Consider the following 22,245-nt stretch of genomic DNA (forward strand, 5'->3'; position numbering starts at 1 on the left):
CTTATGAGATGGCGTGATGTTTCTCAATTTCTATTAGGTTTGATTTAAAGATTAAATGTCTATTCACTGCATTGACGTAAGCTTTAGCCGATGCTTCCAGCACATCTTGCGCTACACCGCGTCCTGCTGTTTCTTTTCCTTCTATTGAAACAGTGACATATACTTCCGCTAGTGCGTCTCTGCCTTTTCCATTGGATTGAATACGATAATCTAGCAAATGAATTCTTTCCTCCATACAGCGCTCAAGCGTGTTGTACACAGCTTCTACACTGCCTGCACCTGTAGCTGCTTCTTGAATGACTTCCTGCGTTTCTTGATTTTTAAGAGAGACTGTTGCTGTCGGCATTTGCTCTGTCCCATAGTGAACTTGAAGACTTTCAAATTCATAGCCGATTTTCCGGTCTGCTACTTTTTCTTCTAATATAATAGAGATCAAATCATCATCTGTGATTTCTTTCTTCTTCTCTGTTAAGTTCTTAAATGTCTCGAAGAACTTATTGATTTCTTCTTCAGTCAATTTAAAGCCGAGTGTTTTTAAGCGGTCTTTAAACGCGTGTCTTCCGGAGTGTTTACCAAGGACAAGCACATCTGTTGTGACGCCTACAAGCTCTGGAGAGATAATTTCATAGGTTGTTTTTTCTTTGAGGAATCCATCTTGGTGAATACCTGATTCATGGGCAAATGCATTGTTTCCAACGACTGCTTTATTACGTGGTACAATCATACCTGAGTATTTGCTCACTACATCACTTGTGCGCTTAATTTCATTCAACTGAATGGTTGATTCGACTTGGTAAAAGTCTTTGCGAATATGAAGGGCAACTGCAATTTCTTCTAAAGCAGCATTTCCTGCGCGCTCTCCAATACCGTTGACAGCTGTTTCAATTTGATCTGCTCCGTTTTCAATGGCAGCAAGTGAGTTCGCTACAGCCATTCCTAAATCATCATGACAGTGTGCTGACAAGATGACTTGATCGATATTTGGAACGTGTTCCTTCATATATTTAAAGATATTTCCGTACTCTTTTGGTGCTAGGTATCCAACAGTGTCAGGTAAGTTAATGACACTTGCGCCTGCGTCGATCACTTTTTCTACAATTTCTGCTAGGAAAGAAAGATCTGTCCGGCATGCATCTTCTGCTGACCACTGAACAACTGGGAAGCGCTCTTTCGCATATTTCACCATTGAAACAGCTTGTTCAACCACTTCTTCACGTGTTTTCTTTAGTTTATGCTTGAGGTGAATGTCAGAAGTCGCAATAAAGACGTGTATTCTTGGTTGAGCTCCATCTTTTAATGCGTCCCATGCAGCATCAATGTCACCTTTCACACATCGTGCAAGTCCTGCAACTGAACAGTTCTTAATCGTTCTTGCAATTTCTTGTACGCCTAAGAAATCCCCTCGGGATGAAGCGGGAAAACCCGCTTCAATAATATTAACCCCAAGGCGCTCAAGCTGCTTAGCAATGATTAGCTTTTCTTGTGCATTTAAGTTCACTCCTGGTGATTGCTCTCCATCTCGAAGTGTTGTGTCAAAAAAATTAATTTTTCGCACCGACGCTCACCGCTTCCTTTTTCTTTCCTTGTTTAACGAAAGGCATCATTTCACGAAGCTTTCTTCCGACGATTTCAATTTGGTGCTCATTTTCATTTGCATTGATCGCATTGAAACGTGGACGATTCACTTGGTTTTCAACAATCCATTCTTTCGCGAATGTTCCGTTTTGGATGTCAGTCAAGACTGCTTTCATTGATTCTTTTACTTTTGCATCCACAACGCGTGGTCCTGATACGAAGTCACCCCACTGCGCTGTATCAGAGATTGAATATCTCATACCTTCTAATCCTTCTTCATACATAAGGTCAACGATCAATTTCAGTTCATGCAGACACTCGAAGTATGCAAGCTCTGGCTGATAACCAGCTTCTGTTAATGTTTCAAAACCTGCTTTTACTAATGAAGTAAGACCTCCACAAAGAACTGCCTGCTCACCGAATAGATCCGTTTCTGTTTCTTCTTTAAATGTTGTTTCAAGAACGCCCGCTCTTGCTCCGCCGATTGCTTTTGCATAAGCAAGTGCTTTGTCTTTCGCTTGACCAGATACGTCTTGATAGATAGCAAATAGTGCAGGTACACCAGCGCCTTGCTCATATGTTCTTCTTACAAGATGTCCTGGACCTTTTGGAGCCACAAGATACACATCTACGTCACTTGGAGGAACAATTTGATGGAAGTGAACGTTGAATCCGTGTGCGAATACAAGTGAATTCCCTGCTTCTAATTGATCTTTGATTTCTTCATCATATACTTTCTTTTGCTGTTCGTCAGGAAGTAATACCATGACGACATCTGCTTGTGCTGCTGCTTCTTTTACTGTGAATACTTGATGACCGTCTTCTTGTGCTTTTGTATAAGATCCGCCTTTTCTCACACCGACAATCACATCTACGCCGCTCTCTTTTAAGTTCAATGCATGTGCATGACCTTGTGATCCGTAACCAATGATAGCTACCTTTTGACCGTTTAATACGTTTTCTTGAATATCACCGTTATAATATACTTTTACCATTTGACTCTCTCCTTTTGTTTAGACAATTGAAATTGTTTTATTTGTTTGCGGCTTTTGCTGATTATCTCTCGCAAAGGCCGTGGTGCCAGTTCTGGCGACTTCTTTAATGCCGTATGGCTTAAGTAATTCAATGAGTGCTTCAATTTTTGAAGACTCACCTGTCACCTGAATGACGACACTTTCTCTGCTCACATCTACAATAGAAGCTCTAAACGGTTCAATGACACCCGTGATCTCCATTCTAGATGCTGGTGCAGATACGACTTTTATCAAAGCCAGCTCTCGCTGAACGATTGATTGGTTTGTAATGTCTGTTACTTTCAGAACATCGATTTGTTTGTTCAGCTGTTTTGTCAGCTGTTCGATGTCTTTCTCCTGGTCTACATGGACGACGAACGTGATGCGTGATACATCTTGAATCTCAGAATGGCCGACCGTAATGCTTTCAATGTTGTAGTGTCTTTTCGTAAAAAGGCCTGTGATTCTGTTCAGTACGCCTGATCGATTTAATACAGTCAACACAATAATTCTTTTCAAGGTTTCACCCCCACCATCTCATGAAGTCCTTTCCCCGGTGCTACCATCGGGAATACTTTCTCATCTCTCGCTACATTGACATCGATGAAAACAGGCTCTCTAGACGTTAATGCTTCTTCTAGCTTTTCTTGGGCCTCTTCGTCTGATGAGATTCTGATCCCTTTAATGCCATAAGCTTCAGATAATTTCACGAAGTCTGGCTGCTCTGAAAATTTAGAATGTGAGTAGCGTTCTTCGTAAAAAATTTCTTGCCATTGTCTTACCATTCCAAGACTGTGATTATTGAGAACAATCACTTTCACTGGAAGGTTCAGCTCACGGATAACGGCAAGTTCTTGCAGGGTCATTTGGAAACCTCCGTCTCCTAAAATCGCTACAACCGTTGCCTCTTGATCAGCTAGCTGCGCGCCAATCGCTGCCGGTAAACCAAATCCCATTGTGCCAAGCCCACCAGATGTCACCCATTTATCGGCATTTTCAAATGGATAGAACTGTGCAGCCCACATTTGATGCTGCCCAACATCGGTTGCCACAATGGCTTCACCTTTTGTAAATTGATGAATGTATTCGATCAGCTTTTGAGGCTTAAAGCCTTCAGCTTCGTTTTCGACATACCAGAGTGGATATTCTTCCTTCCACTGATTTAGCTGGCTCTTCCACTCGTCTGATTCACCTTGTTTCCCGTCCTGCTTGATCAGTTCTTGAAGCACTAGCTTACTGTCACCAACAACTGGGATATGGGTGTGAATGTTTTTACCAATTTCCGCTGGGTCGATGTCAATGTGAGCCACCTTCGCATGCTTTGCAAAATGATTGAGGTTGCCGGTTACCCTGTCATCAAATCTCGCTCCGATTGAAATGAGTAAGTCACATTGATGTAGTGCCATGTTCGCTGCATATGTGCCGTGCATACCCGCCATTCCTAGGAAAAGAGGATGCTTTGCCGGGAATCCACCAAGCCCAAGCAATGTATGAGCGACAGGGATTTGTTGCTGCTCTACATATTGCCTTAATTCTTCCGACGCTTTGCCGTGAAGAACGCCAGCTCCTGCAAGAATAACTGGTTTCTTTGCTCTGCTTACAGCTTCTACTAACTTGCGAATTTGCAAATAATTCGGCTCAATTTTCGGCTGATAACCTGGCAAATCGATTGGCTGATCGTATTCAAATGTCCCTTCAATGCCAGCGACATCTTTTGGAATATCAATCAAGACTGGACCAGGTCTGCCGGTTGTTGCGATGTGAAATGCCTCTTTAATGACACCCGGTAACTCTTCTGGACGTCTCACTTGATAGCTGTGTTTTGTGATTGGCATTGTGATACCAAGTACATCTGCTTCTTGGAATGCATCTGATCCAATGACTGAAGTTGCCACCTGTCCAGTGAAGATAACCATTGGTAGTGAATCAATCATCGCATCTGCAATTCCTGTGACTAGGTTGGTTGCCCCCGGTCCTGATGTGGCAATTACAACGCCTGGTTTACCAGATACTCTTGCGTATCCCTCCGCTGCGTGAATCGCTCCTTGCTCATGTCTTGGCAGGACATGAAATAAACCAGAATCGTAAATTTTATCGTAGATCGGTAAAACGGCTCCGCCAGGATAACCAAAAATGACTTCTACTTTTTCTCTTTTGAGTGCTTCAATTAACATGAGTGCACCGTTCATCGTTTGTGGTGCATTTGATTTTTCCGTCTCCATTTGTACATTTGTCCCCATTTGATTTCCTCCTCTTTGTCTTGCTTCAGTCAAGTCCTTTCACCCTTTTCCATTCAAGATAGAGATATGAGACCATATAAAAAAGCCTTCTCACCCCACAATGACACTACTTTTCACTAGGTCAAAGGGGCGAAAAAGCTTTGTTTTTCGCGGTACCACCCTTGTTCACGGCAAATCATGCTGCCGTCTCATGGACATCTTTCATCCATTTTGGTAACGAGTGATGCAATGTCACTCGGTCTGCCCTACTATCATTTCAAGCAGACACTCAGAGGTGAGTTCACTTTAGAAAGTAACACCGGTTTCCAGCTAGCACCGGCTCTCTGTAGATACTGACTCTAAAGCTACTAGTCCTCTTCAACGTTTATCGATATCTATTTAGCTTGCGTGAATGTTCTCATCGGTAAAGACTACTTTTTCTCCCTCTTCAACGACTCGCTCGCGGAATTGTTCAAGAAGTTTGTTTGTGTGGAACCCTGGTTTTCCTTCGCCAATGATACGACCGTCAACTTTTACAACAGCAATGACTTCGGCAGCGGTTCCTGTCAGGAAGACTTCTTCAGCTGTATACACATCATGTCTTGTGAAAGGTTCTTCTTTCACTTCGTAGCCTAAGTCTTCTGCAATCTCCATGATGGCATTTCTTGTGATGCCTTCAAGAGCGCCGATATAACCTGGCGGTGTATAGAGCTTACCTTTTTTATAAATAAACACATTGTCTGCAGAACCTTCTGCCACGTACCCTTGATCGTTCAGCATCAGCGCTTCACTCACACCGGCCATATGGGCTTCGATTCGGACAAGGATGTTATTCAAATAGTTTAATGATTTCACTTTTGGACTTAGTACGTCAGGACGATTTCGCCTCGTTGGTACTGTCACAATATCAATACCTGTTTCATATAGGTGCTTTGGAAAGATGGCCAGCGGCTCTACAATGATCACTGTGTTGGCTCTCCCGCAGTTGTTTGGATCTAAGCCAAGATCACCGGCTCCTCTTGAGACAACAAGGCGGATATAGGCATCTTTTAGGCCGTTCCTTTCAACTGTATGAATCATTTTTTCAGTGAGCTCCTCAAGTGAATATGGAATGTTCAGCATAATCGATCTAGCGGAATCATACAGGCGGTCTAAATGTTCTTTCATTCGAAAGATATTTCCGTTATATACACGTATTCCTTCGAACACACCGTCACCATATAAGAAGCCATGATCATAAACTGAAATTTTCGCATCCTCTTTTTTCACGAGTTCATCGTTTAAAAAGATCCACTGTTCCTTTTGGTCTTCCATCTTCAGTGAGCACCCTCTCTTTCAAACAAAAAGTAGTTGAATTTTCAGACACTTTATATTGAAGTGTCTCACGCTTACTCTGCGTGTCTGTTTGCTTTTGTTGAACCCATCTTACGCCGCTTTCCATACAGTGTCAACAGCATTTTTAAAATTATTAGACAATTTAGACTAATCAAAATAAAATGTATACGCTTACACCTTTGCTAGACAAGGAATGAAAAAACTTAAAATTTTTTGTATTTTTTCTTCAATTTATTTACTCTACATGAACGGTTTTCTTTTGAACAAGCTTTTGTGAGATTTTTTCACACGGTTTTTGAAGAGTATTGTGAGATTTTATTGCGTTTGTTTTTTCCTTCAGCATGCCTTTCTAAAGCGTTTTCCTATGAATTTGTGATAGAATGAGAGCATCTAATAGAAGGAGGGCAATACATGGCTAACATCAGAGGTTATATCGGAACGTATACAAAGGGAGACAGCAAAGGAATCTATTCTTTTACTTTAAATACGGACAAGCAGCAGATTGAACAAGTAGAAGTGGCTGCAGAACTTGAAAATCCTACATATTTAACTGTCTCAGATTCTCAAAAGTTTGTGTATGCTGTTGTGAAAGAAGGAGCACAAGGCGGTCTTGCTGCGTATCAAATTGATGCCGACACCGGCGCACTTCGATTCATCAACCAAGAGCTTGCCGATGGGGCTTCTCCTTGTCACGTCAGCGTGGACAGCCAAACGAAAATAGCGTTTACAGCAAACTATCATAAAGGAACAGCAGAGATGTACGAAATTGATGCTGAAAACGGCTCAGTGATCCGCACGCTGTCACAGGCGCAGCATGAAGGCACTGGACCAAACGAAGACCGTCAAGAAAAACCGCACACTCACTTTATGGGTTTGACACCTGATGAACAATTTGCAGTGGCTGTTGACCTTGGCACAGACGGTATTTATACGTATAAGAAAGAAAACGGCAAACTTGAGCTTGCCCATACATTTGAAACAAAACCAGGCAGCGGCCCTCGTCATATCACATTCCACCCAACGAAACCTGTGGCCTATGTCATGACAGAGCTCAGCTCAGAGGTCATTGTACTTCGTTACTTTGAAGATGGTCATTTCGAAGAGATCCAAACGATCGCAACCATTCCTAATGACTTCACAGAGAATAATCAAGGCAGCGCCATTCATGTGTCTTCTGACGGTCAATTTGTGTATGCAGGAAATCGTGGACATGACAGCATTGCCATTTTCAAAGCAGATCATGACGGCAAACTAAGCCTCGTTGAAATTGCTTCATCTGAAGGAAATTGGCCTAGAGACTTTGTCCTTGATCCAACAGAAGAATTTCTCGTTGGTTCAAACCAAGAATCTAGCAACCTTGTGTTATACAAACGTGACAAAGAAACCGGTAGACTCACTGTCTTACAATCAGACATCACCGTTCCGCATCCGGTTTGCGTGAAATTTTTAGGATAATGAAAAAAGCCTCCGGTTAGGAGGCTTTTCTTTAAGCAGACGGCATACCGCCATCTTCAAGCTTTTGATCAATGAAAGACGTATCGCTTTTTTCACCGAACCATTTTCCAAGCCTGTCTTTCGCTTTTCCTTTGACATCGTCATCAATGTACATTGCCACTTGAAGCAGAGCAAATGTGATGGCGCCTAGATCATCTGTGTAGCCGATCCCCACCAATGTATCAGGGATCAGATCAATCGGAAGGATAAAGTACCCTAGCGCCCCAATGATGAGGGTTTTCGCTTTAACCGGTACTTCGGGTTTTTGCAATGTATAATAAAGTAATAACACAGCATAGACAAGAGAAACTCCAGCTTTTTGTGCCGTCTTTTTTAACTTTTTCCAAAAGGCATGATCATTAAAATGCTTCTTTGAACGCTTTAATAGTTCTTTTTTCTCAGAACGATTCATCGTATCGCCTCCATATTCAGCATAGCCCTTCCACCTTATTTATACAAGAAATCCACTCATTCGACAAACAAAAAGCAGCAGAAAGCTGCTGCAATCTACTGCTCTTTGTAAAATTTTTCGATCGCCTTATCGATGTATACCCATCCTTTATACGACACATGAATCGTATCCTTAAAGAAATATGGGTCATACTCATGAGAAGTCAAATCTGCGACTTCATACCCATTATCTCGAATTTGACGATTGATTTTTTGATAATAATCTGTACGTCCCTCTTTCGGAAAACCAGTGTAATCATACCATTTTCCGTTGACGGGAATCGTCACAAATAAAGGCTTCGCCCCTGCCTGTTTTAAAATATCCAGCATGATCTGGAAATCTTTATATTCAGGTGATTCTGCATAAGAATTGTCGCGACGAGAATCCTTCATCTTTTTCATGATCGGCTTCAGCTTGCGGTCAAACAGTCTCTGATCAATATAAAACGGGTTGTCCCCTGCTTTTTCAGATCCTAATACGCTCGCTTCTTTTTCAAGCTCAGTCCATGTTTTCCCTTTCACTGAAGGAGACGGACGAAGCTTGCGCTCATGCCCAGACCCGATCGTATAGTACATGTCTTTCTTTTGAAGCATGCCATAATACATTTTTGCAATAGGAGAAATCGCGCCATAGGCGAATTTGTTCCCAGAAAGCTCTGCTTTAAAAAGCTCTGTGATGACCATGTCGTTCTTTACTGCCTTAAACTTCATGATTCTTTTGATGAGCTCTTTTTTCACAGCTGGATCAATTTCTTTATTATAAGCGAGATCAAGCGCCTGAAGCGCTGAATAGTTAGGAGCAAAGTGATTCTCGTCTGATCCCCATTTGACAAACCACTGCGGGGACACGATAAACACAAGCTTTTTCCCTTTTAATTCATCCATATGCGCTGCAAAGTTCATGGCATGAATTAATGATTGCGATCCACCTTTTCCAACAAGATAAGGTGTAAACCCTTGAGGATTTTCATGAAAGAAATTCGAAGGGTGATATGGATCAAAACGTGAGAGTTCAGAAGACCCATAGATCGGCAAATAAGTTGGATCTTTTAGCATTTCATCTTGTAAATAAAGCCCTTGGAACATCCCTGGATCTAATTCTGTGGCTGACTTTTGTAATTTGTCTTTTGGGATCAGATGTGAGAGCCATGTATTTGGTACAAGAAGAACACCAATGAATAGAACAGCCGCTAAAATAAGCGGCCCAAAAAAACGCTTTTTCATTACTTCATCTCTGCCAGCTGCTCAGCAATGTGATTCGGTGTATCCCACACATCACGATCAAATTCTGTAATTGGAACCATAATTCCTAGCTGACTTTCAATTGCCATGAGCAATTCAACTGTACCAAATGAATCAAGAAGACCTTCTTCAAAAATCGCAATCTCTGGATTTTCTTTCACAACGTCATCCTGACAAACCTCTGCAATAATACCGTATACTTGATTTTTAAATTCCATAATTTTCTACTCCCTTATCCATTAATGATGAAATGGTTTTCCTGAAAAAATATAAAAACCGAAACAAATGACGTGGAATGTAATAATGATCGACACAACCATTGTGACCTTATTATCCGGCCACCACTTGTGCTTTTTATTCCACTTCTCAAATAAATTGTAACCGGACATCACAACTGCATGGTATAGTCCGTAAATAATATATTGAAGGGCGAGACCATGCCAAGCACCCATCAATAGAAAGAGGACAAAGTACCCAATATTTGATACAGCCATCCGGTTCTTGATCCACTTCTTCTTTGTCATAAAGAACACAAATCTCATAAACACATAATCTCTGAACCAGAAGGATAGCGACATGTGCCAGCGATTCCAGAAGTCTTTAATATTACGGCTGATAAACGGTTTATTAAAGTTTTCTGGTGATTTAATGCCCATGATATAACTCACACCAACAGCGAACGCTGTATAACCAGCAAAGTCAAAGAACAAATACATACTGTACGCATACATATACGTTAACTGTTGAACAAAGTGACTGCTGCTAATGTGATGAATATTCATGAGAATATATGTGTGAATGAGATAACCAATAATGAACTTATATAAGAACCCGATAAAAATTTTATGAATCCCTGCATATAAAAGATCACTGTACACTTCCTTTTCAGGCGGTGTATCCATATCCTTTTCAAACCGGCGGTAACGGTCAATTGGACCTGACGAAATCGTCGGGAAAAAGACGATGAAATAGACCAAACGGTGAATCGGGATTTTCTTTTTAATCAAGCCGTCTCTCGTCTCGATAATTAACTGAACACCTTTAAATGTTAAGTACGAGATCCCCAAAAAGCTCAGCCAGTTCATTGGTGGCGGTTGATGCGGCTGATGAGTTAAAAAGAACGGTAAAACCTTTGATAGCACAAGCGGCAAAATAGATGCCACCACTGCCATATAGAAGACAGACGCCTTGTTCGCCTTCAACCGGTACGCAAGGTATAGGCGGATGATCAAGACTTGCCATACTGTAAACAAGAACAGCAGCAAAGCGCCATGTGCATCCTTTGAGAAAATAAGCGCGAGTGCCACAACCGTTGCAAACATGTTGTAGCCCTGCATTCTTTTGCCGCGAAGACCAAGAATCATCGTCGGCAAAAGAAGAATACCAATTAGAATGAAGAAAAAGAATGAACTAAACGGAATCATAGAAGAACCTCTTTCGCGATTCTTTTACGGTCAACCTTCCCGTTTGGCGTCATGTACAGCTGCTCAAGATAAACAAACTTTCTTGGAATCATGTACGCAGGCAGTGAATCCGCCATTTCTTTCTTAATCGCACTTGTCAGCTGATATTCTTTTTCAAAGGAATGCTCAGTTGGGACAATTGCTGCAATTAAGTACTCCACATGCCCGTTTGGCTGAAACGGCACAATCACACAAGCATTGACATAGGTTGTCTCGCTTACATGATATTCAATTTCTTCAAGCTCCATGCGGTATCCATGTAGCTTAATTTGATAGTCCAGACGACCGTGGCACGTAATCAAACCATCCTGCGCCACACCTGCGTCACCTGTGCGGTAAGCAGGGCGTCCTTCGTATTCAAAGAACACTTTATCCGTTAAGGCTTGTTCACCTAAGTAGCCTCTCGTGACGCTTGGCCCCACGATGACAATTTCCCCTTTTTCCCCATCAGGGAGTGTCTTGCCTTCTTCATCTAAAATGACGATATCTGTATCCGGTTTGGCATAACCCACTGGTAAAGAATCGTGCTGATCAAGAATCTCCTGCGTGACTTCAATCGATGTAATCGCAACAGTTGCTTCAGTTGGACCATACGTATTAAAGACCTGCGCCTTAGGAAAACGCTCAAGAAGCGCACTTGCTACAGAGACAGGAAGTGCCTCACCGCAGAAAAGGAAAACGTTTAGCTTTGGTAAAAGCTCCCCTGTAAAGGAAGGATCCATTAAGCACATTTGCACAAAGGAAGGTGTGGATGTCCACACTTCAACGTCAGATTGACCAAGCGCTGCAAACATATCCTTCGGCTTATTCACAAGATCTTTCACTAAACAGTAAAGCGTGCCGCCTGATTGAAGCGTTGGATAGAGATCCATCACTGATAAGTCAAAAGAAAACGGCGCTTGATTTAAGAACGTGCGCCCCTCACCAATTGGGAAATCGCGGCACATCCACTCTGTAAAACTTTCTAAATTATTGGCTGTTACCTGAACGCCTTTCGGTTTTCCGGTACTGCCAGACGTGTAAATAATGTAGAAAACATCATCTTGTTGAACCCACTGCGTGGATGGGGGTGCTTCTTTTTCAAGTGCTAAAAGCGATGCCGCACTCTTCACTTCAATATGTTCTTCTACATCTAATACATTCTGCTCATTTGCACATATCAATAGACTGGCTTTTGAGCTTTCAATGATTGAGACGATGCGCTCGACAGGTATGGAGATATCGACCGGAATATAGGGTCTGCCTGATTTCACAGTACCTAAGAAAGAAATCAGCATCTCTGGCTCCATATGACCGTAGACAATGACAGGTTCACTGCCAGCTGCGACTGCATCGATCGCACCAGCCATTTGGTCTGATAGACGCCAAAGCTCATCATATGTGATCGAAGCATGTTGAGAAACAAATGCTGGCTGTGTCGGTTTCGTTTGTTGGTATTCATGAATCGTGTGTAATAGTTTCATAGTTTAATCTCCAATTAAAAATCGTTGTAAATGAATGATCCCGTATTTGCTGTATGGAATCCGTAAATAAAGAACAATAATAGCAAAATAAGTAAGTAAAAGCTTGTATATCCTATCCATTTTACAGACTTATTTTCTGATAGCTTTTTGAATAGCATATTGATAACCTCTTTTCTTTTGACACTTATAAAGACGCATGGATCATCAAAAGAGTTTCATATCAAAACATAAAAATTTTAAGAATTGATGAAAAAAAGATGTCCAAAGTATGAACGTGTCTTCAGGCAAAGCTGTCTTATTGTAACAAAGATTTAATGTAATTGAAATGAAATAGAAGCTTAAATTTGCCTTAAAATTGGTGAAAGCTGTCGAACAAACGCAAAAGCCACCTAGTTAGACTAGATGGCTTTGATGTTATTTACTTTTTATATTTATTCACTTCGAACATGAGAATGTTGTTGAATACCACATAGTCCTTTTTGCTTTCAAAAGGGCCTTTGTTGTTGTCATGCTCGTCAATTTCATAAAACCCAGGACCTTCGCCGGCATCACGTTTTTTGTACCAGGATAGAAAGGCGTTGACTTCTTTCATTGAAAGGTCATACTCTTTTTGCAAACCATTGACCATTGTGATGATGAGAAGAGCATCGCCGTCTTCATCTGTTTTATCGTCTTTTGGTGGTGTGGTTGGTTCTGGGTCTTTGTCGCCTGGGGTTTCTGTGTTGTTTTCTTGAGGTAATGCGTCTTTTAGAGAAAGTGATATGACAGATTTAAATTTTTCTCTTGCGCGAGGCATATCACCATTTGTGTTTTCTTCTCCCCCAATGATATAAAGATTATCATTGACAATAGCAGCGGAGTGTCCCTTTCTATAAAAGGTTTTAGGTGTTTGAACGCTATACCTTGTTCCTAAAATTACATCATGTACCGATAATCTAGCAGTTCCACCTGTAAGTAAAACTTTATTATTGTAAACAGCTGTCGCATAATACCCCGCTGACCAACCACCTTGCTTTTTCATCCACGTATCTGTGTCAGGATCGTATTCACCGATCATTTTATTTAAAGCCTCTGTCCCTCCAGATAAATATAACTTACCATCTATCTCATTTAACGTTCCGGCAGTCACAATATAATCTAAAGAACTTTTCTTTTCCCATTTTTTCGTGTCTAGGTCATAGCTGTATGTTTTCATTTGATAGTTACCCTCTTTTGCGACAACTAAAATTTTCCCTTTTACACTGCTCGCATATATTCTATATGGTGAGACTTTTGTTTCCAACGGAATATCTTCAAGCTTTTCCCACGAATCATTTTTAGTATTATAAACTTCTACTGTCTTTACTACTCCATCTGTAGACATTCCACCTATGACATATATTTGGTCATTTAAAATTGCCGTAGCAGCCCCATATCTAGGAGTTGGCATTGATGTTTTACTTGACCATTCATTTTTCTCAGGATCATAAACAAAAGTTTGATCTGCACCTTGTCGTTGAGTTGGCCCCTGACCTCCTATGATATATATCTTGCCGTCAACTACGCCACTACTAGCACCAACACGTGCCTCTGGCAAATCTGCTTGTTCTTTCCATTCTACTGTGTCTGCTTTTACTGAATGTAACGGATAAATTAATGACGAGATTAATAGGAAGAATATTAATCCTAATCTTTTCAAGAAAATCACTCCTTAAAATTGTGTACTCAACATTTATCGGTTTTTTCATGACTTTCTTCATACTTTTGTTATATTTTTAATAATTTAACACTTTATTATCTAATACCGATTCACTAATCGTTGTATGTTTATCTATTTTTCTTCCGTTCAACTTTTATTTATTTCAACTTTATCTCCTTCACGATTTCTATAAAGACACGATATTCAGAAACAAATAAAAAAACCCATAGTTTCATGGGTTTCTCATCAGTCCACTATAAGAAAATCCGTCACAAGACAAGCAGGATCCCCGTTTTCATCCAGCCCCCAAAAGCTTGAATACATCCCATCATCGAAGCCTGTTGTAAACATGGCAATGTCCACCTTGTCATGAAAACGGGTGACAAGCCAGTCCCAAGTGTGCTTGTAGTTTTGCTCAAGCGCTTCTGCAAATTCCTCATAAAGATAGAAATCATTGTCCTCTTTATAGCGCTTATCCTCATAAGCTTGTAAATATAGTGCTGCTTCCGCATCCATGAAAGAGCCCATACCCGTATTTACACCGTAGCCGTAAAACTCGTCTTCTTTCAAATGTTTGAGTTCCTGCCCCGCTCTTGTGACAAGCTCCCATTCTACTACTTGCTCGTTTGTAAACTTGATCATTGCATAGGCTATGCGTTCGTCGTCGCTTTCTAACCGCTTAACCATAAGTAGAATAGGATATTTCGCTAGATGAACTTTCCTAGAAAAAGATTGATCTCCCTCTGAAACAAAAGGGTCACAAGCAACGATATGACAGCTCGTGATCTCGATATAGCCTAACTGTTTTGCAAATAATTGGTCACCTTCTGAGAAGTTTGTCTCTTTACCTTTATATAGTAGGTGGTGCGGGATTTATGTTATACATGTGATCATTCCTTTCAAGGAAAACATATAGGTTTGCTTTATACAAACATTTATTAAATTAAACCATTCTTATATACATCTTCAGGTTTTATTGAATTGTTCATACATTTTCTATATCCATACTTATTTATTTCTTTCAACCAAATGCTTTCTATTTCATCTCCTGTAACAGGTTTTTGTACTCCCCAACTTTCACATAATAATCCTATATCTAGTTCTTGTAGTTTTTCTTTAATAAGAATTGCATTCTTATTAAGAAGCATTAGAACCTTTGACAAATTATATTCATGGCCATCAATTAATATTTCTGATGTACCACCAGCTGAAAATTCATCTCTCATAGAGGGACTAACGAGCTGGTATTTAGTTAATAAATAAGAAACGGTTCTTCTATACTTCGGGAAACCTTTTTTATAATTTTTATTACCTTCTATAAATATTTCTGGAAAAAGCACCATGCATTCCGCAATTTTATTGTTTTTCTCCTCTGTTGTTAATGAATTAAATTGTACTATCTTCGGAACCATATCCTCATTTTCGTTCGAATCCAGCCACCATAAGTCTTCACCTTCCCTCAAGTTGGAACGTACAAATTCCTTTATTCTATTTGATTTATCAGTTGAATCTAATACCTTAAATTCATCATAGGTCATATTAATTTTATGTAGGATTGAATTTTCTTTTTGCATATCCATATTAATAAAGAATCTTGGTGAGTGTGTTACCTTTACATCCTCTAAAACATCTTCATATTTTTTATACCGTACATTTATTCTATTCCCATTCATCTGTCCAAAAACAAGATATATTTGATCAGTCACATTTGATTTTAAAGTACCTTCGAAGATACTATTACCTACTGATTGCCAATTTTTATTTTTTGAAAACTTTACTTCCACACCGTACGATCCATTTATAACTATATCAGGAAATGTTTGCTTCCCGGTCTGTTCCACAGTTAATTCACTAGAGATTGAGTTCATTATGTGATATACATAATTTTCAAATTCATCACCTGATTGGTATTCACTCAAGTCATCTGCTTCTGTGATAATTTTACATGTTTCATGTATTAATTTCTCAACATTCATATTTTTACAACTCCCTGTATTCCATTAGATCTTCAATTACGATAGGTATATCGCTAATATCATTTAAAGTTTTTAGAATAGCTATAAGTGTTTCAATTTCAATTCTCTTAGTTTTATTGTTACACATGTCATTTATAGTATTAGGTCTTATTCCTGATGTATTAGCGAAATTATTCCTAGAACATCCTATTTGCTTAAGTAAGTTGTCTAATTTAAAATAAATCATAGTGCTATCCATTTTCCCCTTGCTTTATAACTACAGAAGTTATAAAATATATTTATGGTGCCTATTTGTATATAAACATACTAAATACACTTTACACAATAGTATAACAAAAATTTGAATTTAAGATGGTGGGAATATGTATAAAGTAGTATCACTTTTTAGTGGATGCGGAGGTCTAGATTTAGGCTTTAAAGGTGATTTCACTTTCTTAGGTAATAATTATGAAAAAAATATGTTCGATATCATATGGGCAAATGATTTCTTTTTACAAGCTACACAAACTTATGCTAAAAATATCGGTGATCATATTCATGTCGGAAAAATAGAAGAAGTTTTAGATAATGAAAAAACAACAATTCCTTCCGAAGCCGACGTGGTGATTGGCGGTTTTCCTTGTCAAGATTTTAGTGTAGCCGGTAAGAGAGGTGGAATTACTGTTAAACGAGGAAAACTTTATCTTCAAATGAAAAGAGTTATTGAACACATACAGCCTAAAGTCTTCGTTGCAGAGAACGTAGAAGGGTTAGTGAATATGGAAAAAGGCATTGTTTTAAATACAATCAAAAATGATTTAAGTAGTATATCAGATGGTGACACACAAGTTAACTACAATGTCACTCATCATCTCCTACATGCAGCAGACTATGGTGTTCCTCAAATTAGAAAACGTGTATTTATTGTGGGTATAAGGGAAGATATAGAGGCAAATTACATTCCACCTTGTCCTACACATACAGATAGGTGGATCACAGCCAAAGAAGCGATTGACGATTTATGGGACAAGCAAGAAGATCAAACAATCTATAATCATTCACAAATATCAAAAGCTAAGTTTTATCCTGGAAGAAGAATGCAAGGAAACTCCCAGATAAAAGCTGATGCACCTTCAATTACAATCCGCGCAGAACATCACGGAAATATCGAAGCGCATTATAGAACAACTAATGAAGATGAACCAGAAAATATGGCCTATTGGAGAAGATTAACTGTAAGAGAATGTGCAAGAATACAATCTTTCCCTGATAGTTTTGAATTTCTAGGCGCTGGAACATATACGTATAAACAAGTAGGAAATGCTGTACCCCCTGTATTAGGTTGGCATGTTGCCCAATCTATTCAAAATGTATTATTAGCAAATGATAACCTTAAACTTAATAACAATAACGAGTTGTCTTTTCAATTCTAATTATCAATAGATCTGGTGGCTAACATCAGGTCTATTAACAGTCAATTTCACGTTTCTAATACATTTTGTTGAAAAGAATAGACAAAAAAACCGCTATTGATGTATTAAGGTCAGCGCTTATTTTAAACGTAGACATTAATTATCAACAACGGTTTTTTATAGTACGTCCCAGGAGAGATTCGAACTCCCGACCGACGGCTTAGAAGGCCGTTGCTCTATCCTGCTGAGCTACTGGGACATGTTGTTATGTAGTGTGCTGTGGCGTATTACCTCAGCGACAAGATTTATTATATTACTATTGTTCTTTAAAGTCAACGGTTTTTCGAAAGTTTTTTCATAAGGGGCAAATTGTGCACCCTTATGAAATACCTTCCAATGTGACAGTGTTTTCGAGGTCTTGTATGACGTGACCTTCGTCCGTGAAAAACTGTACGTTTGCTTCGCTTCCATCTAGTGTCAGTATAGCATAGCTGCGCTCTTTGCGCACTCTTGGCAGGTGCACACTGCCTGGGTTAATGAGCAGTTTTCCTCTTAGCAGCTCACTGCCTGGGATGTGCGAGTGGCCAAAGCAGATAATGTCTGCGCCTAGCTCTTCTGCACGGTAGTAGACTTGGAGCAAGGATTGTTTGATGCCATGCAGATGTCCGTGAGTGAGAAATAGTTTTCCGCCTCCGTCGAGTGGGAGCAGGAGCTCTTCTTCAAAATCGCCCATAAAGTCACAATTTCCTTTGACGACTTTGTATCCTTCGAGTGCTGGGTGGTTCGTTTCGAGTTCTGAATCTCCGCAGTGAATCATCATGTCCACTTCAGCCGCATGCCGTTTGGCAATGGTTTGAAGTTCGTCTGTGAGTCCATGACTGTCACTAATGATGAGTATCTTCATGGCTTCATTCCCCCTTATTCATTTGCGTCTAGCAGTGATGAAAGCTTTTGAAGCGCGACCGCTCGATGGCTGATCTTGTTTTTTTCCTCTGGTGATAACTCCGCCATCGTCTGGTCTTTGTCTTTGACGATGAAAATTGGGTCGTATCCGAAGCCGTTTTCGCCGATCGGTTCTTCGGCGATAAAGCCTTCTACTGATCCTTCTACCGTTTGAGTCTCTTTGCCCGGTATACTGACAGCCAGGGCACATCTAAATCTAGCAGTGCGGTCTTCTTTTTCGATGCCTTTTAGCTCATTCAGCACCTTTTCCACGTTGTCGGCATCGTCTTTATGCTCGCCCGCATACCTCGCTGAATAGACGCCAGGTTTTCCGCCAAGGTAATCAATCGACAGACCCGAGTCGTCTGCAATGACCATTTCACCTGCTTTGGCTTGAATGGCCTCAGCTTTGATGATCGCATTTTCTTCAAAGGTATGTCCTGTTTCTTCAATCTCTTCTGTAAATCCGATGTCCGCTAGTGTTTTGACCGTGAATCCTTTTGGCTCAAGAATGGCTTTGAATTCTTTCGCTTTGCCCGCATTGTGCGTTGCGATGATGGCAGTTTTCATCTTGATCAAACCCTTCTCTTTATTCGGTAACTTCTCCTGTCACTGCTTTTTGCTTTTCAATTAATTCTTTGATGCCTTTTTCGGCTAAATCAAGCAGTCCGTTTAGCTGTTCTCTTGAAAATGTCGCTTCTTCGCCAGTGCCTTGAAGTTCAACAAAGCGTCCAGCGCCTGTCATAATGACATTCATATCCACTTCAGCTGAAGAATCTTCTTCATAATTTAAATCTAACAGAAGTCCCTGTTTAGAATCAATTCCGACGGATATCGCAGCTAAATAATCAGTGATCGGATTTTCTTTCAAAACGCCTTCTGATTGAAGCTTTTGAATCGCTAGTGTCATGGCCACAAATGCACCTGTGATAGAAGCTGTGCGTGTTCCGCCGTCTGCTTGAATAACATCACAATCAATCCAAATGGTGCGTTCACCAAGCTTTTCTAAATCAACGACAGCGCGCAGAGCTCGTCCAATTAAACGCTGGATCTCCATTGTACGTCCTGTGACTTTTCCTTTAGATGATTCTCTTATCGTTCTTTGAGCTGTTGCTCTTGGAAGCATGCTATATTCTGCTGTAATCCAGCCTTTTCCTTCTCCTCTTAAAAAAGGAGGTACGCGGTCCTCGATAGATGCGTTACAAATCACCTTCGTATTTCCCGCTGAGATTAAGACAGAGCCTTCTGGGTGCGTAATATAGCCTGCCTGTATTTCAATTTTTCTTAATTCGTCGTATTGTCTTTCATCTAATCTCATGTTTTACCTCCGTTACAATATACATTCCGCGCGGGTGTCAGCGGGGTTCTCCTATTAACTTTGACAACCTCGATCCGTTCTAATCGCTTGGAATAAAAAAGAGGCAGCGAATGTGCATGCCTCTTTTTCTCCATTATATCAATGTGTGACGTTAAAAACTACCTGTATTCACTTGTTCTGGTCTTGAAACTGGCTTTGTGAGCTCTGCTCCTTTTTCGTTCACAAGCTCTGCCTTTCCGTTTACCTTCACAGACACGCTTTTCACATCTGGCAGCTCTGTTAATGTCAGCACAATGCTATCAAGAACTTTTTGTGAAATGACTTTTTTCTTTTCATCTGCACTGCCAAAAATGGATTCATTGAAATCAAGGGTCACATGACCGTCTTTTACTTTCGGAACATCATTGAGTTTCACATCTTGATCAAAGTCTGTCAGCAATTGGCTTGTTTTGCTTGGCCCAGAGACGAGCTCATCAATGGCTGCTATAATTGGATCATCCTCGTCTTTTGGTGCTCTTTTGGTCACCGGGACATAGTAGGTCTGTTCATCAGATTCAGCTAAATAGTAGACGGTCACAGGCTTTGTTGATGTCATATCAGCCGCAGCCTCGTGCTGAATATTAATGCCGTCCTCTCTGCTTAAATCATCTGAAATCGGTGTCCCATTCACAGGCATCTCTTTTAATTCATGGCCATTCATCTTTAATTTGACTTTCGCTACCGAATCAAACTGCGTTAATGTCCAAGTGACTGATTGCAAAATGCGCTGTTCGTCTTCTTTTTTATAGTTTTTGAATTCATTTGAGAAATCAACAACCGCGGTGCCATCTTTAATATCGACAGATACGCTCGTGTCCGCCGGCAGCACGGCTCTGAATCCATTTGGCATCAGGTTAGAAATCGGTCCCCCGTCTACGAGGTATTCAAGTGTTTGTTTCGCACTTCCTTCGTTTTTCGGCAGCGGAATGGATTGAGACACAACATATCCATTTTTATCAATTAAATATAATTCTCTCATGACGGTATCTGCTTGCTTCTCTTCTTTTCCTTCTTTCGCTGTTTGTTTCTCTTCTTTATTTTCTTTCACAAACGTGACATTTTGTGGTGGATCAATCTCTGTTTTCGCTTGGTCTGTTTGAAACAATCCGCATCCTGATAAAAGCATGGCTGACGCAATACACGTAACAGCTGCTGTAGTTCCTTTTTTCAGCATACTTCACCCTCCTCTAGTGGTTTGTACTAGTATGTATACGAGCTCCCTCAGAGGATTAGACCCTTTTCATAAAAAAATAACCCACTTCCATGAGAAGTAGGTTATTGCTGATATACGTGTTCAAGCGAAACCGTTTCGACCTTTCCTGGCAGGTAGCCGAACCAGTCTTGAGCGATGTTTTGAAAGTTTTGTTGCTGCCCTGTTGTGTAAATCGTATGAACAGGTTCTTCCTTCGAATTATTTAACAGCCCTTTATATGAAAGAATGGTGCTCGCTTCTCTCGCTGTCTCGTCTCCTGAAGAAATGATGTTGACGCCACTGCCCATAAAGCGCTGAATCGGTTCTTTTAAAATCGGGTAGTGTGTGCAACCAAGAATAAGCGTATCAATGCCTGTTTCTTTCATCGGTTCAAGAGAAGCTTTTACGACTTCATCTGCTGTATGATCTAAAAACGTACCACTTTCCACAAATGGCACAAGCAATGGACATGCCAGACTTTGAACAGTTAGTCCTGCTTTTAAAGAAAGCAGTGCTTCTTTATAGGCCTCACTTTTGATCGTATTGACTGTGCCGATGACGCCAATATGCTGATTGTTTGTCACCTTGATCGCTGTGCGGGCTCCGGGCTGGATTACGCCAATGACCGGGATATCAAGTGTTGCTTTAATTTCATCAAGTGCTATCGCCGTCGCAGTGTTACACGCAATGACAAGCATTTTAATATGGTGATGTCTTAATAGGTAGTGTGCCATTTCCCATGTATATTGAAGAACCTCTTCTTCTGCTCGAGGGCCGTATGGACATCGTTTTGTGTCGCCTACATAAATAATCTTTTCTTTTGGCAGTTGTCTCATGATTTCCTTCGCAACGGTTAAACCGCCTACACCGGAATCAATCACGCCGATGGGTTGATCCAACAAAATCGCCTCATTTTCTTTTCATTTGCTGCTGTAGTTTCGTTAAAGATTGGTTGAAAACGATGGCTTCTTCTTCTGAGAAAGCCCCTAGAAGTTCACTGACGTATTCTTGGCGTTTGACAATCACTTCTTGAATGATCCGCTCACCTTCAGGTAATAAATGAATGCGAACCACGCGGCGGTCAGACGGATCTTTCACCCGTTCAACAAGTTCACTTTTTTCCATTCGGTCAATTAAATCGGTTGTCGTGCTGCAAGCCAAATACATCTTTTGTGATAGCTCACCTATTGTCATATCTCCGAATTCATAAAGCCACTGAAGCCCTACAAATTGAGGAGGTGTAATCGTATATTGATTCAGAATTTCTCTACCTTTTTGCTTAATGATTGCAGCAATATGGCGCAATGATTTTTCAATTTCTGCAACATGGCCTGACTCATTCGTTTCCATTTCATTGATACCTCACTATAGCATCTCACTTTGATTAAAACGTACATTCCTATTTTCCTCGTTTTTCAAAGAAATTGCAAGAAGAGACTCATGGAAACGATATAG

The 22,245-nt window shown here is 40.4% G+C and carries 22 protein-coding genes, 1 tRNA gene and 1 other annotated feature; of the genes, 2 read left to right on the forward strand and 21 right to left on the reverse strand.

Annotated features, from left to right (window positions below):
- Position 1 precedes the first annotated feature (1 nt).
- From NST09_RS12905 to ilvE, 5 genes are all read right to left on the reverse strand, one after another.
- Positions 2-1,555, reverse strand: a complete 1,554-nt coding sequence (locus tag NST09_RS12905; RefSeq protein ID WP_008342850.1) for a 2-isopropylmalate synthase — start codon at positions 1,553-1,555, stop codon at positions 2-4.
- Positions 1,542-2,570 carry a ketol-acid reductoisomerase gene (gene ilvC, locus NST09_RS12910; RefSeq protein ID WP_007501581.1) on the reverse strand — a complete coding sequence of 343 codons (1,029 nt, stop codon included), beginning with the start codon at positions 2,568-2,570 and terminating at the stop codon, positions 1,542-1,544. The genes NST09_RS12905 and ilvC overlap by 14 nt, the downstream gene beginning before the upstream one ends.
- Positions 2,571-2,588: 18 nt before the next feature.
- Complete coding sequence (gene ilvN, locus NST09_RS12915) at positions 2,589-3,107, reverse strand: acetolactate synthase small subunit (RefSeq protein WP_007501584.1); 519 nt, start codon at positions 3,105-3,107, stop codon at positions 2,589-2,591.
- Positions 3,104-4,828, reverse strand: a complete 1,725-nt coding sequence (ilvB, locus tag NST09_RS12920; protein WP_008342854.1) for an acetolactate synthase large subunit — start codon at positions 4,826-4,828, stop codon at positions 3,104-3,106. Before ilvB ends, ilvN begins: the two co-directional genes overlap by 4 nt.
- A 122-nt stretch (positions 4,829-4,950) precedes the next feature.
- Positions 4,951-5,198, reverse strand: a binding site (T-box leader).
- Between the two features lie 8 nt (positions 5,199-5,206).
- Positions 5,207-6,121, reverse strand: a complete 915-nt coding sequence (ilvE, locus tag NST09_RS12925) for a branched-chain-amino-acid transaminase (protein WP_144610602.1) — start codon at positions 6,119-6,121, stop codon at positions 5,207-5,209.
- A 432-nt stretch (positions 6,122-6,553) separates the two neighbouring features.
- Between ilvE and NST09_RS12930 the strand changes: the two genes are divergently transcribed.
- On the forward strand, positions 6,554-7,597 hold the full coding sequence (locus tag NST09_RS12930) for a lactonase family protein (RefSeq protein WP_060832486.1): 1,044 nt from the start codon (positions 6,554-6,556) through the stop codon (positions 7,595-7,597).
- 31 nt (positions 7,598-7,628) lie between these two features.
- On the opposite strand, the gene NST09_RS12935 is transcribed toward NST09_RS12930, so the two are convergent.
- The 9 genes from NST09_RS12935 to NST09_RS12975 all read right to left on the reverse strand — a co-directional run bounded on the left by NST09_RS12935 (position 7,629) and on the right by NST09_RS12975 (position 15,908).
- A complete protein-coding gene (locus NST09_RS12935) occupies positions 7,629-8,048 on the reverse strand; it encodes a YkvA family protein (RefSeq protein WP_058213892.1) in 420 nt (139 codons plus the stop codon).
- A 95-nt stretch (positions 8,049-8,143) separates the two neighbouring features.
- The gene (gene dltD, locus NST09_RS12940) at positions 8,144-9,310 is read right to left on the reverse strand and encodes a D-alanyl-lipoteichoic acid biosynthesis protein DltD (protein WP_017367736.1); all 1,167 of its coding nucleotides are present in this window, start codon (positions 9,308-9,310) and stop codon (positions 8,144-8,146) included.
- Positions 9,310-9,546: a D-alanine--poly(phosphoribitol) ligase subunit 2 gene (gene dltC, locus NST09_RS12945; RefSeq protein WP_017367737.1), complete on the reverse strand. Its 237-nt coding sequence runs from the start codon at positions 9,544-9,546 to the stop codon at positions 9,310-9,312. Before dltC ends, dltD begins: the two co-directional genes overlap by 1 nt.
- 21 nt (positions 9,547-9,567) lie before the next feature.
- A complete protein-coding gene (gene dltB / locus NST09_RS12950; RefSeq protein WP_025207735.1) occupies positions 9,568-10,752 on the reverse strand; it encodes a D-alanyl-lipoteichoic acid biosynthesis protein DltB in 1,185 nt (394 codons plus the stop codon).
- Positions 10,749-12,254: a D-alanine--poly(phosphoribitol) ligase subunit DltA gene (gene dltA / locus NST09_RS12955; protein WP_058213893.1), complete on the reverse strand. Its 1,506-nt coding sequence runs from the start codon at positions 12,252-12,254 to the stop codon at positions 10,749-10,751. Before dltA ends, dltB begins: the two co-directional genes overlap by 4 nt.
- A gap of 14 nt (positions 12,255-12,268) precedes the next feature.
- Complete coding sequence (locus NST09_RS12960; protein WP_024427820.1) at positions 12,269-12,418, reverse strand: teichoic acid D-Ala incorporation-associated protein DltX; 150 nt, start codon at positions 12,416-12,418, stop codon at positions 12,269-12,271.
- 254 nt (positions 12,419-12,672) lie between these two features.
- On the reverse strand, positions 12,673-13,932 hold the full coding sequence (locus NST09_RS12965) for a DUF1668 domain-containing protein (RefSeq protein WP_116307241.1): 1,260 nt from the start codon (positions 13,930-13,932) through the stop codon (positions 12,673-12,675).
- A 246-nt stretch (positions 13,933-14,178) separates the two neighbouring features.
- A complete protein-coding gene (locus NST09_RS12970; RefSeq protein WP_216943175.1) occupies positions 14,179-14,805 on the reverse strand; it encodes a DUF4241 domain-containing protein in 627 nt (208 codons plus the stop codon).
- Between the two features lie 65 nt (positions 14,806-14,870).
- Positions 14,871-15,908 (reverse strand): hypothetical protein, encoded by a 1,038-nt coding sequence (locus NST09_RS12975; RefSeq protein ID WP_116307245.1) that lies wholly within the window; start codon positions 15,906-15,908, stop codon positions 14,871-14,873.
- A gap of 362 nt (positions 15,909-16,270) precedes the next feature.
- Between NST09_RS12975 and NST09_RS12980 the strand changes: the two genes are divergently transcribed.
- A complete protein-coding gene (locus NST09_RS12980; protein WP_116307247.1) occupies positions 16,271-17,320 on the forward strand; it encodes a DNA cytosine methyltransferase in 1,050 nt (349 codons plus the stop codon).
- 164 nt (positions 17,321-17,484) lie between these two features.
- On the opposite strand, the gene NST09_RS12985 is transcribed toward NST09_RS12980, so the two are convergent.
- The 7 genes from NST09_RS12985 to NST09_RS13015 all read right to left on the reverse strand — a co-directional run bounded on the left by NST09_RS12985 (position 17,485) and on the right by NST09_RS13015 (position 22,140).
- A tRNA-Arg gene (locus NST09_RS12985) sits at positions 17,485-17,558 on the reverse strand.
- Positions 17,559-17,678: 120 nt separating this feature from the next.
- Positions 17,679-18,203, reverse strand: coding sequence for a metallophosphoesterase (locus NST09_RS12990; protein ID WP_008345914.1), 525 nt, complete (start codon positions 18,201-18,203; stop codon positions 17,679-17,681).
- Positions 18,204-18,217: 14 nt separating this feature from the next.
- Positions 18,218-18,820 (reverse strand): XTP/dITP diphosphatase, encoded by a 603-nt coding sequence (locus NST09_RS12995; protein ID WP_123796452.1) that lies wholly within the window; start codon positions 18,818-18,820, stop codon positions 18,218-18,220.
- Between the two features lie 10 nt (positions 18,821-18,830).
- On the reverse strand, positions 18,831-19,559 hold the full coding sequence (gene rph / locus NST09_RS13000; RefSeq protein ID WP_060781252.1) for a ribonuclease PH: 729 nt from the start codon (positions 19,557-19,559) through the stop codon (positions 18,831-18,833).
- Between the two features lie 151 nt (positions 19,560-19,710).
- Positions 19,711-20,772: a GerMN domain-containing protein gene (locus NST09_RS13005; RefSeq protein WP_056705936.1), complete on the reverse strand. Its 1,062-nt coding sequence runs from the start codon at positions 20,770-20,772 to the stop codon at positions 19,711-19,713.
- A 101-nt stretch (positions 20,773-20,873) separates the two neighbouring features.
- The gene (gene racE / locus NST09_RS13010; protein ID WP_342493049.1) at positions 20,874-21,692 is read right to left on the reverse strand and encodes a glutamate racemase; all 819 of its coding nucleotides are present in this window, start codon (positions 21,690-21,692) and stop codon (positions 20,874-20,876) included.
- A 7-nt stretch (positions 21,693-21,699) separates the two neighbouring features.
- Positions 21,700-22,140, reverse strand: a complete 441-nt coding sequence (locus NST09_RS13015; protein ID WP_007501606.1) for a MarR family transcriptional regulator — start codon at positions 22,138-22,140, stop codon at positions 21,700-21,702.
- Positions 22,141-22,245: the final 105 nt, after the last annotated feature.

The organism is Bacillus sp. FSL W7-1346 (assembly GCF_038593335.1).
Taxonomy (GTDB): domain Bacteria; phylum Bacillota; class Bacilli; order Bacillales; family Bacillaceae; genus Bacillus; species Bacillus altitudinis.